This is a genomic window from uncultured Arthrobacter sp. (assembly GCF_902805515.1).
Classification (GTDB): domain Bacteria; phylum Actinomycetota; class Actinomycetes; order Actinomycetales; family Micrococcaceae; genus Arthrobacter_D.
Window position 1 is genome coordinate 1 of record NZ_CADCTE010000093.1, and the last position, 10,916, is coordinate 10,916.

A 10,916-nucleotide genomic window follows, 5' to 3' on the forward strand; every position below is an offset into this window, starting at 1 on the left:
GGGTTTGGGTCACCGGCGGCGTCGTCGGCTCGGTCGTCGGAGGTGGCTGGGTCACCGGCGGCTGGGTCACCGGCGGCGGCGTCGGCTCCGGCACCGGGGACGGGGACGGCGAGCCGGGCGGAGTGCCCGGAGTCGGATCGGGAGTTCCGGGGGCCGGCGCGGCGGACGGTTCTCCGCTGCCGTCCGCGCCCGCCGTCCCAGAGTCAGCGGAGGTGGTGCCAGGAGAGCTCTTCCCTCCGGTCGGGAGCGAATCATCATCGTCCGCCCCGGCATCCCCCTGCGTCGCGGCTTGACCGAATCCACTGCCGGGTCCGAGCGCGGCAATCCCTGCCGGTACTCCGTCGGCCGGAGCCGGCGGCTCGGCCGGATCCGTCAGCTGCGAGAACCAGGTCCTGTCCGGTGCGTCCGGATTACCGTCGCCGCCCGTCGGCTCTCCGGTCGGGGAACTGGGCGGGCCTGTACGGGAATCGGCCTCCGCGGCGGCGCTCAGGCCCCCGAAGAACCGCGGGCTCTGTGCGGCCGTCGCCGTCAGACCGGTGAGCAGCGCGACGGACACGGCCACCGCCCCGATCCGCACGCCCGTCCGGGAACGGGCGGTTCCGGCGCCGGCCGGGGCGAGGACCGGCGGCGCCCCGGAGGCCAGGGCGGGCCGCTCGGGACTCCCCGGTGCGCCGTCCGGCGCTCCCCCGTCGTCCCCGTCGAGGTCCTCCTCCACGAGCCCGGCGGCGGCGAACGCGGCTCCCAGGGCGATCGATGCCTTGGGGTCGGCGTCGATGGCGATCGGCCGCTCGAGCTCCTCCGAAAGCAGTTCGGCAACCAGGGGAATCCTCGAGGACCCGCCGATCAGCAGGATCGCGTCGAGGTCGGCGGCCTCAACCCCGGCGGCCTCAAGGACCCCGGCGAGCACCTCGACGGTCGAGCGCACCGGATCCTCGATCATCGACTCGAACTCGGACCGGACAAGCCGCACGGAGGTGTGCGCCCCGGGCAGCAGCACCGGGATGGTCGCCTCGGAGTCGGCGGACAGGGCCTCTTTTGCCTCCGTGCATTCCCGGCGGACCCGTGCGAGGGCCGACAGGACCCCGGGGTCCGAAACATCGAGGTCCGCGAAGGCCGATCCGGCCCCGGCTGCCACATGGGCAAAGACGGCCTGGTCGAAGTCGGCCCCGCCGAGCCGCTCAATGCCGCCGGGCCGCCCGAGCACCGTGAAGGTGTCGGTGTCGTTCTTGCTCAGCACCGCGGCATCGAAGGTTCCGCCGCCGAGGTCGTAGACGGCAATCGTGCTGCCCGGCTCGATCCGCTCCTGGGAGGCATAGTGGAGGGCGGCTGCCTCCGGTTCGCTCAGGAGCATGACGTCGGCAAGCCCCACGCCGGCCAGCGCGCCCCGGACCAGGCCCGTCCGATGGTCGCCCCAGCCCGCCGGGTGGGAGACGGTCACCGCCACGGGAGGCTCGCCCTCGCGCTCTCCGGCACGGTCCACGACCCAGCGTGCCATTGTGGCAAACAGGTCCTCGGCGGCGACGCTCACCCCGCCGACCACGAAGGGAACCGGGTCGCCGATCCGGCGCTTGAATTCACGCACCATTCGCTCGGGGCACTCGAGCCCGCGCCGCTCCGCGGCCTCCCCCACGAGCATCTGCCCGTCCTCGCCGAGGAACACCACCGTGGGCACCGCACCTCCGCGCAGTCCCAGGCCCAGACTCGATGGCGTCGCTACCGAGTCACCGCCAAGGCGGGTGATCGCGGCGGCCGTGAAACTCGTTCCGATATCGACGCCTAGGACGTAAGGCATACAGAATTCCTAAAAAATGAGCGTATTCGGTCACCACGGGGTTCCTTCAAGCTAACACCGGGCTTCCGCGGCTTACGACGGAAATTCCGCGTATCCGCTACTCATATTTAGGTGCGGACTACTCGCCCAGGACCTCCGCGGCGAGCAGCCACTGCTCTTCCAATCCGTCGGTTTCCTCCTGGAGTGCCTTGAGCTTCGCATTCAGGTCCGCGAGGTACTCGAAATCGGCATCGGGCTTCGCTCCCGCCTCCTCCATCTGCTGGTGAAGCCTGCCCTTCTGGGCATCGATCTTCGTGATCTGCCGCTCGATCCGCGCGAGGTCCTTGCGGGCCTGGCGCAGGTCGGCCTCCGACGATGCGTTCCCTGCACCGCTGTCCTTCGACACGGCGGGGGACGCCGAGGCTCCGGTCACCGCCAGGGACGGCGCGGCCCGCCTCAGCTCGAGGTACTGGTCCACCCCGCCGGGAAGGTCCCGCAGGTGCCCGTCGCCGAGCAGGGCCATCTGGGTGTCGGTGACCCGTTCGAGGAGGTACCGGTCGTGGGAGACCACAACGAGGGTTCCGGGCCAGCCGTCGAGGACGTCCTCGATGGCCGAAAGGGTGTCGGTGTCCAGGTCGTTCGTCGGTTCGTCGAGCATCAGGACGTTCGGTTCACCCACGAGCAGCCGCAGCAGCTGGAGCCGCCGGCGTTCCCCGCCGGAGAGTTCGCTGACGCGGGTCCACTGCTTCTCGTTGGTGAAGCCGAGCTGCTCGACGAGCTGGCTGGCCGAGACCTCCTTGCCGCCGACGCTGAAGACGCGCTTCTCGGCCTCGATCACCTCGATCACCCGGCTGTCCCCCAGCTCGTCGAGCTCGCGGACCTCCTGGGACAGCACGGCGGTCTGCACCGTCTTGCCGCGCTTCAGCCGCCCCTTGGTCGGTGCCACCTCGCCGTTGAGCATGCGCAGCAGCGTCGTCTTGCCCGATCCGTTCACCCCGACCAGCCCGAGGCGCTGCCCCGGTGCCAGCCGCAGGGTCACGTTGGAGAACAATTGGCGTTCCTGCCCGCCGGCGTCGATGGTGAGGCTGATGTCCTCGAGGTCGAGCACGTCCCTGCCGAGGCGGGACATCGCCATCTTGTTCAGGGCGAGCGTATCGCGCGGCTCCGGGACGTCGGCGATCAGCTCGTTCGCCGCCTCGATCCGGAACTTGGGCTTCGCAGTGCGCGCAGGCGCGCCGCGGCGCAGCCAGGCGAGTTCCTTCTTGACGAGCTGGACCCGCTTGCTCTCGATGACCGCATTCATGCGGTCCCGTTCGGCGCGGGCGAGGACGTATGCGGCGTAGCCGCCGTCGAATCCGTCGACGATGGCGTCGTGGACCTCCCAGGTGCGGGTGCTGATCTCATCGAGGAACCAGCGGTCGTGGGTGACGACGAGGAGCCCGCCTTCGGTCGGGCGCCAGCGCTGCAACAGGTGCCCGGCGAGCCAGGCCACGCCCTCGACGTCGAGGTGGTTGGTGGGCTCGTCGAGCATGATCACGTCGTGGTCGCCGATGAGCAGTTTCGCCAGCGCCACCCGCCGCTTCTGCCCGCCCGACAGCGAGGAGACCGGCGCGTGCCAGTCCACTTCGGAGACGAGTCCGCCCATGACGTCGCGGATTTTGGGGCTTGAGGCCCACTCGTGGTCGTCCTGGGTCCCGACGATCGCCTCGCCCACGGAGAGGGAGCCGTCGAGGACATCGGTCTGGTCGAGGTAGCCGACGCTCACGTCGCGCCGGCGGGTGACCCGCCCGGAGTCGGGGGTGGTGCGCTGGGCGAGCAGGCGCATCAGCGTTGACTTGCCGTCGCCGTTGCGCCCCACCATTCCGATGCGGTCGCCGTCCTCGAGGCCGAGGGACACCCCGTCGAGGATGGTGCGGGTAACGAAGGCGACGCCGAGGTTTTCAGCGCCGAGGAGGTGTGCCAATGCGAACTGCTTTCGGTAAGGGGTGTCGGCCGGCTGGCTCAGCCGGCGGTGTCGGTGGCGATCCGCGCGCCGTGCGCCGGGCCGTGGACCGCGGTGGCGGTCATCCCCGCGGCCTCGAGCCGGGACTCGAGCTCGACGGCATGCCCCGCGCTGCGGGCCAGGAACGCCACGGTCGGTCCGGAGCCGGAGACGATCCCCGCAAGGGCTCCGGCCTTTGTTCCTGCTTCAAGGATATCGCCAAGGCCCGGCGCGAGTTCCAGCGCCGGCTTCTGGAGGTCATTGTGGAGCAGCGGCGCCAGGGCCGGGGCGTTTCCGGCCCGCATCGCGCCGAGGATGGCCGGATCGATTTCGGGCTGGAGCGGCGCCTGCGCCCCGGTGCGCAGCCGGATCTCATCGAGCAGCCGGTACACCTGCGGGGTGGACAGCCCGTAGTCCGCGGGCACCAGCACCCAGTGCAGTGGTGTCTTGGAGATGGCAGGGGTCAGCTGCTCCCCCACGCCCAGGCCGACGGCGGTGCCGCCGAGCAGCGCGAAGGGGACGTCGGCGCCAAGGCTCACCGCGATCTTCGCGAGTTCGTCCCGGGAGAAGCCGCTGCCCCAGAGGGCGTCGCAGGCGAGCAGCGCCGCCGCCGCGTCGGCCGAGCCGCCGCCCATCCCACCGGAGACGGGCACGCGCTTGGTGATGTCGAGATGCACGCCGGTCGAGCCCGGGCTCACCTCGGCGAGCAACTGCGCGGCGCGGACGGCGAGGTTGGTGGCGTCGAGGGGTACCGCGCCGGGGGGCAGGTTGAGGGCGCCCTGGCCATTGACGCTGACGGTGACGGCGTCGCCGTCCACCCGGGTCGCCGTGACCTCCTCATACAGGGAGACGGCGAGGAACACGCTGGCGATCCCGTGGTAGCCGTCCTCGCGGGGAGGGCCCACCCGCAGGGAGACGTTGATCTTGCCCGGAGCCCGGACCCGGACCCTGCGCGGGCCACCCCGCAACTGTCCAGCTCTTCCCGACTCCATAGGGTCAAACTTAGATCACCGGCTTCCGTGCGGAAAATCGCGGCCGTCAGGCGGGAAGGGCTTTCCCCTCGGCGATCCGCGCGTAGGCGGCGATGTCGAGCACCTCGCCGCGGGCCGTGGGGTCGACGCCGGCCCGCACGAGGGCCTGCTCCGCGAGGACGGGGCTGCCGGCCCAGCCGGACAGGGCCGCCCGCAGGGTCTTGCGGCGCTGGGCGAACGCGGCGTCGATGACGGCGAAGACCTCCTCGCGGGACGCCGTCGTGGCCGGCGGGTCGTGCCGGGTGAAGCGCACCAGCCCGGAGGCGATCTTGGGCGCGGGCCAGAAGACGTTCATGCCGATCACCCCGGCCTTGGACATCCGCGCATACCAGGCCGCCTTGACCGAGGGGACGCCGTAAACCTTCGACCCCGGACCCGCGGCGAGCCGGTCGGCCACCTCGTCCTGCACCATGACCAGGCCCGAACGCAGCGACGGGAAGCGGGCGAGCAGGTTCAGCACCACGGGCACCGCGACGTTGTAGGGCAGGTTCGCCACCAGGGCCGTCGGCGGGTGCGGCAGCTCGGTGACGCGCAGGGCATCGGCCAGCACGACGTCGAGCGCGGCCGCCCGCTCCGGGCGCCACTGCCGCACCGTGGCCGGAAGCCGGCCGGCCAGGACGGGGTCGATCTCGACGGCCACGACGCGTTCGGCGGCGTCGAGCAGGCCGAGGGTCAGCGAGCCCAGCCCGGGGCCCACCTCGAGCACCGTCTCGCCCTCGCCCAGCTGGGCCGCGGCGACGATCCGGCGGATGGTGTTGCCGTCGATCACGAAGTTCTGGCCGAGCGTCTTGGTGGGCCGGATGTCGAGCTCCGCAGCCAGCCGGCGGATGTCGGCTGCACCGAGCAGCGGTGCGGGCGGCGGCGGTGTCGAAGGCATTGTCACCTAGTTATGGTAGCCGCCGGCCGGCCTCCGCCGGTTCAGCGGGGCCCGTCCCGGGCTCAGCGCAGGCCGAGCTTCGAGGCGCAGGAGGGCCAGTGGCCCCAGCCGCCGTTGCCCTTGAGCACCTCGGCCGTGGCGATCTGCTCCGCCGGGGTGGCAAGGTGCGGCAGCGGTGCGTATTTGCCGCCGCCGGCGCCCAGCCAGCTCGGCCCGCTGAACTGCAGGCCGCCGTAGTAGCCGTTGCCGGAATTGATCGACCAGTTCCCCCCGGACTCACACTCGGCCAGCGCGGCCCAGACGTTTCCCTGCGGGGCCGGTCCCCCGGCGGGCCGGCCGTCCTCCTTCGCGGGGGCTGCGGCGGGCCGGGGTTTGGCGGCGGGGCGGGGCTTGGCGGCGGGGCGGGTTCCGACGGCGATCTCCTCGTGGACCGGTTCCCGGGTGACCTTGCGGCTGAGCAGCCGGCGGGAGACCTCCCTGCCGTCCTCGAGGCGGACGGCGTAGACGCTGGTGTGCTCACCGTCGACGCCTGCGACGGTGACCTTCCGCTCGCCGCGGGGAAGCCCTGGGTCCTCGGTCTCGACGCTTTCGAAGGCGATGGGTTCGGTGAGCGTTCGGGTGGCCTTGCTCGTAATGCGGGTGATCTTCACGCCGAGCCCGTCGATGACGGCAGCGGAGGCCGGAACGGAGATGCGGTCCTCCGCCCCGAGGGTGATTCCCGCCTCGGCCAGCAGTTCCGGGAGCCAGACGGCCGAGGTGGCGCGCACCGAAGTGGTTCCGCCCACGGTGAGGGTCACCCTTTTCTGGGTCCGGATGGTGATGGCCGAATCCACTGCGGAGAGTTCGGTGGCGGGCGGCAGCGACACCGTCGCGGTGCGGTCCAGTCCCAGCTCGGCCAGCAGGTCCCCGATGGTCCTCACCGTGGTGGGGTGCGTCGAGCGGACGCCGTCGAGGATCAGGTCGATCTCCTGCGCCCTGCGCACCTCGATCGCGGCGCCGTCGGGAACCTGCGCCGTGCGGGCGGGGACGACGACGTCGTGCGGACCCAGCGGCACCCCGGCCTTGGCCAGAATCTCCTCTACCGTGCCGCCGTAGGTCTGCACCGTCGAGGTGCGGCCCTCGACGGTGAGTTCGACCTGCTTCCCGTTGCCGACGAAGGCGACGAGCCCCGAGACGAGGCTCATCATCACCACCGTCTGGCCCGTCCGCTTCAGCCAGTGCCTGCGCACCCTTTTCCCCACCGGGTCCCCCATGTACGAAGTCTCCGGGCACGGGGAATCGCAGCGCGGGAACCGGAGCCTGCCGACAGCGCAGGGCGCACGGCTCACCACCGGGCACGCGGACGGCCCGGAGCTGCTGGAGGTGCCCGTGGAGGCGGCGGCGGAGCACTGGTGCTCCGCCGCCAGCGATGCCGCAGGCGGTGTCAGTCCGAATGCCTTCCCCGACCCCGGCTAACAGGTGCTAACCGTAACCGCGCCGTGACCTCAGCTCCAAACCCTTGCGTTCATCCGTCCCACCGGCCCCGGCTGCGTCACGCCCTGTTTTCCGCTGCGTCCCGCCGGACGGCAGCGATCAGCCAGGAACCGGTTGTCCGTGGGGAACCGATCAGTCCCAGGAACCGTAGACGGCGGTGGAATTTGCCAGGATCCGCCCGCACAGCTCCTCGAGGTCGGCGCCGAGCACCTCGGCCATGGCCCGCACCGTGTAGGGCACCACGTAGGACGCGTTCGGCTGGCCCCGGTACGGGTGCGGGGTGAGGAACGGGGAGTCCGTCTCGGCGAGGATCAGCGAGGGGTCGGCGATGGCCAGGGCCTCCCGGAGGTTGCCCGCGTTCTTGAACGTGACGGTGCCCGCGAAGGACATGTACCAGCCGTTCTCGTTGCAGATCCGGGCCAGGGCCGCGTCGCCGGAGAAGCAGTGGAGCACCACGCGCTCCGGCGCACCCTCCTCGAGGACGGTGGCCACGACGTCGTCGTGGGCATCCCGGTCGTGGATCTGCAGGGCGAGGCCGAGGCGCTTGGCGATGTCGAGGTGGCGCCGGAAGGAGTAACGCTGGCGCTCGATGCCCTCCTCGGGGGTGCGGAAGTAGTCGAGGCCGGTCTCGCCGATGGCCCGGATGCGCGGGTGCGCCGCGAGCTGCTCGATCTCCTCGAGCGCCTCCTCGAGCGAACCCTCGGCTGCGAGTTTCGGAGCGTCGTTGGGGTGGAGGGCCACGGCGCCGAGGATCCGCGGATCGGCATCGACGGCCTTCACGGTGAAGCGTGAGGACTCAAGGTCCGAGCCCACCTGGACCACCCCGGCTACCCCCGCGGCCTCCGCCGCGTCCAGGGCCGCGCGCAGGCTGACTTCGACCAGCCCGTCGCGGAAGTCGAGGTGGGTGTGGTTGTCGATCACCGGAATCGGCAGCGGCTCCGGCAGCGGCGGGTAGTCGAGTTTCCGGCGCTGGCCCCCATCGCCCTCCGACTTCCGTGCCCTCACCGGGGCCGGACCGGAACCGGGGGCGCCGGTGGTGTCATCGGAGGTGTCATCGGGCGCGCCGGCCGGCCGGTAGGGCCCCGGGATGGAGCCTGCAGAGTACGCGGAACTGTTGCTCATGGCCCCAGCCTATCCAGCCCGGGAACTTTCCACCCGCGCGGGAGGTTGACCTAGTAATCTAAGTATCTAGTCAGCCAAAGCACGCCCACCGTGGCGGTCGCCGAGGTCATCGCCTGCGCGTCGTATTCTCCGGCCGCTCTCCGCCGGACTCCGACCCGTAGCTGCCGAAGCGCGGAAGGCACCCATGGACGTCCAGAACACGACCGTCGAGGATTCCCACCTGTCAGGCGCGGCGGGACAGGACCCGGCGGTTGAGTCCTTTGCCGCGGTGGCGTCGGGGATTCTCGACTCGATCAACACGGTGATCGACGGCAAGCCCGATGCGGCGCGGCTGGCCCTGACGGTGCTGCTGGCGCAGGGACACCTGCTGCTCGAGGACGTGCCGGGGGTCGGCAAGACGATGCTGGCCAAGACCCTGGCGCGCACCATCGACTGCACCGTGAACCGCATCCAGTTCACCCCGGACCTGCTGCCCTCCGATGTGACCGGGGTATCGATCTACAACCAGGACTCGCGCCGCTTTGAGTTCCGTCCCGGTCCGGTGTTCGCGAACATCGTGATCGGCGATGAGATCAACCGGGCCTCGGCCAAGACCCAGTCGGCGCTGCTTGAGTGCATGGAGGAACACCAGGTCACCGTCGACGGGCGCACCCACGCCCTGGGTGATCCGTTCATGGTCGTCGCCACCCAGAACCCCATCGAGATGGAGGGAACGTATCCGCTGCCGGAGGCCCAGCGGGACCGCTTCATGGCCCGCATCTCCATGGGCTACCCAGACGCCCGCTCCGAAATCGAAATGCTGGAGACCCACCAGTCCCTCTCGCCCCTGGCGGAGGTCCGGCCCTCCACCACGGCCGCGGGCATCGCGGCCATGATGGCCTCCGTGCGCACCGTCTACGTCTCCCCCGCGGTGAAGGAGTACACGGTGGCCCTGGGTGCTGCGACCCGTACCCACCAGCGGCTGCGGCTAGGTGCCAGCCCGCGGGCCCTGCTTCAACTGCTCCGCGCGGCCAAGGCCACCGCGGCCCTCGAAGGCCGGGACTTCGTCCTTCCCGATGACATCACGGCCATGGCCGGTCCCGTCCTCGCCCACCGCCTGATGCTCGACCGGCGGGCCGCCAGCGCAGGCGAAACCGCGGCCTCCGTCGTCGAGAACGTGCTGTCGAAGGTGCCGGTTCCGCGTGATGCGCGCGGGGCCGGGACCCGGGGCCGTTGACGGGGTCCGGCCGGCCATGGCGCTGCTCGACCGACTCCCCACGAACGTCCTGACCCAGCGCGGGTGGGGCTTCGTGATCGCGGGCGGTGCGGCGCTGCTGGCCGCGCAGATCCTGGGCCGCCGCGACCTGCTCTATGTGGGGGTCTTCCTCGCCTGCCTTCCGGCCCTCTCGGTGCTGATGCTGCGGCTGATCAAGCCGCGGTTCACCATCGAGCGCAGCTTCGCCCCCTCCACCATGGAGACCGGCTCCACGACCACTGTTTCCCTGGCCGTGGCCTCCAACGGCCCGCCGGGGCCGCCGGTCACCATGGAGGAACACGTGCCGCCGCGCTTCGGGCGCGCCCCGCAGTTCACCTTCCCCTCGCGCAATCCGACGCGCAACGGGGTGAGCCTCTATGAGTACCGCCTCCGCTCCTCAACCCGCGGCCTCTTCGACATCGGCCCGGTGACCGCGCAGTTCACCGACCCCTTCGGGCTGGGCACCTCCCGGCACCTCCTCGGACACCCCGATTCCCTCGTGGTGACCCCGGCGCCGCTGGATCTGGTGGCCGCCCCGCTCTCCGGATCGCGCGGCACCGACGGCACCGCCGCCACCCGCCGCCAGGCGAACCCCAGCGACGACGACGTGATGACGCGCGAGTACCGGCACGGGGATTCGATGCGCCGCGTGCACTGGGCCGCCACGGCCCGCCACAACGAGCTGATGGTGCGGCAGGAGGAATCGGTGACCACGCCCGAGGCCACGCTCCTGATGGACCAGCGGCAGTCCAGTTTCAGCTACGGCTTCAACGCCGTGTTCGGCGCCGATTCCGGCCACGGCGGGGCGGGCATCAACACGATCCCGGCCTTTGAATGGGCCGTGACGGCGGCGGTGTCGATCAGCGCGCACCTGCTGGAGCGCAGCTACGCGCTGCGGTTCCTTGACCACCACGGGGCCCCCGCCCTGCTGCGGTCCCCCTCCGCTCCCTTCCCCGGGGATGAGGAATTCCAGGGCCCCGGCGCGCTGGCCGCCATCGCAGAGGGACTTGCGGCGCTCGGCCCCGCCCATGACGGCGGCCGGCGCAGCGGGAGCACCGCTGCGGGGGCCGGTCCCGCCCGCCGCCCGGTGCGGCGGCGCAGCGGGAGCAGCCCGGCAGGATCCCCGGAGGCGGTCCAGACGGGCCGCGGTTCCCGCCGGGAGGACCCCCAGCACGACCCCGGCTCCCCCTTCGGCGACGACCTGCTCGACCGGCCCGCGTCCACCCGGCACCGGGGCCCGCTGATAGCCGTCCTCGGACTGCTCACGTCCGAGGAGGCGCGGAGCCTCGCCACCGCCTCCGGCTATGGATCGGCGGCCCTGGCCCTCGTGGTCGTCGACCGGCCGGCCGAGGCCGCCGCCTCGATCGACATCCTGCGCACCGCCGGCTGGCATGCGGCCGCCGCCTCCCCGCGCGCCGACATGCCGG

Annotated in this window: 9 protein-coding genes; 3 read left to right on the forward strand and 6 right to left on the reverse strand. The window is 71.5% G+C overall.

What is annotated here, in order from left to right:
• From QZX79_RS08070 to QZX79_RS08090, 5 genes are all read right to left on the reverse strand, one after another.
• A partial coding sequence (locus QZX79_RS08070; protein WP_294567357.1) for an Hsp70 family protein occupies nt 1-1,792 on the reverse strand: 1,792 nt, incomplete at its 3' end.
• Nucleotides 1,793-1,910: 118 nt separating this feature from the next.
• Nucleotides 1,911-3,734 (reverse strand): ABC-F family ATP-binding cassette domain-containing protein, encoded by a 1,824-nt coding sequence (locus QZX79_RS08075; RefSeq protein WP_294567359.1) that lies wholly within the window; start codon nt 3,732-3,734, stop codon nt 1,911-1,913.
• 38 nt (nt 3,735-3,772) lie between these two features.
• Entirely contained in the window at nt 3,773-4,744 is a 972-nt protein-coding gene (locus tag QZX79_RS08080) for a 4-(cytidine 5'-diphospho)-2-C-methyl-D-erythritol kinase (protein WP_294567361.1), read from the reverse strand.
• Nucleotides 4,745-4,790: 46 nt separating this feature from the next.
• Nucleotides 4,791-5,660: a 16S rRNA (adenine(1518)-N(6)/adenine(1519)-N(6))-dimethyltransferase RsmA gene (rsmA, locus tag QZX79_RS08085; protein WP_294567363.1), complete on the reverse strand. Its 870-nt coding sequence runs from the start codon at nt 5,658-5,660 to the stop codon at nt 4,791-4,793.
• Between the two features lie 62 nt (nt 5,661-5,722).
• A complete protein-coding gene (locus QZX79_RS08090) occupies nt 5,723-6,889 on the reverse strand; it encodes a resuscitation-promoting factor (protein ID WP_294567365.1) in 1,167 nt (388 codons plus the stop codon).
• 22 nt (nt 6,890-6,911) lie between these two features.
• Here QZX79_RS08090 and QZX79_RS08095 point away from each other — a divergent pair, with 22 nt between their 5' ends.
• Nucleotides 6,912-7,115 (forward strand): hypothetical protein, encoded by a 204-nt coding sequence (locus QZX79_RS08095; RefSeq protein WP_294567367.1) that lies wholly within the window; start codon nt 6,912-6,914, stop codon nt 7,113-7,115.
• A gap of 150 nt (nt 7,116-7,265) precedes the next feature.
• Here the strand turns inward: QZX79_RS08095 and QZX79_RS08100 are convergent, their stop codons facing one another.
• Nucleotides 7,266-8,255, reverse strand: coding sequence for a TatD family hydrolase (locus tag QZX79_RS08100; protein ID WP_294567370.1), 990 nt, complete (start codon nt 8,253-8,255; stop codon nt 7,266-7,268).
• A 184-nt stretch (nt 8,256-8,439) separates the two neighbouring features.
• Between QZX79_RS08100 and QZX79_RS08105 the strand changes: the two genes are divergently transcribed.
• Nucleotides 8,440-9,471, forward strand: a complete 1,032-nt coding sequence (locus QZX79_RS08105; protein WP_294567372.1) for a MoxR family ATPase — start codon at nt 8,440-8,442, stop codon at nt 9,469-9,471.
• Nucleotides 9,440-10,916: DUF58 domain-containing protein (locus QZX79_RS08110; RefSeq protein ID WP_294567374.1), on the forward strand; the 1,477-nt coding region annotated here is incomplete at its 3' end. The genes QZX79_RS08105 and QZX79_RS08110, both read left to right, overlap by 32 nt.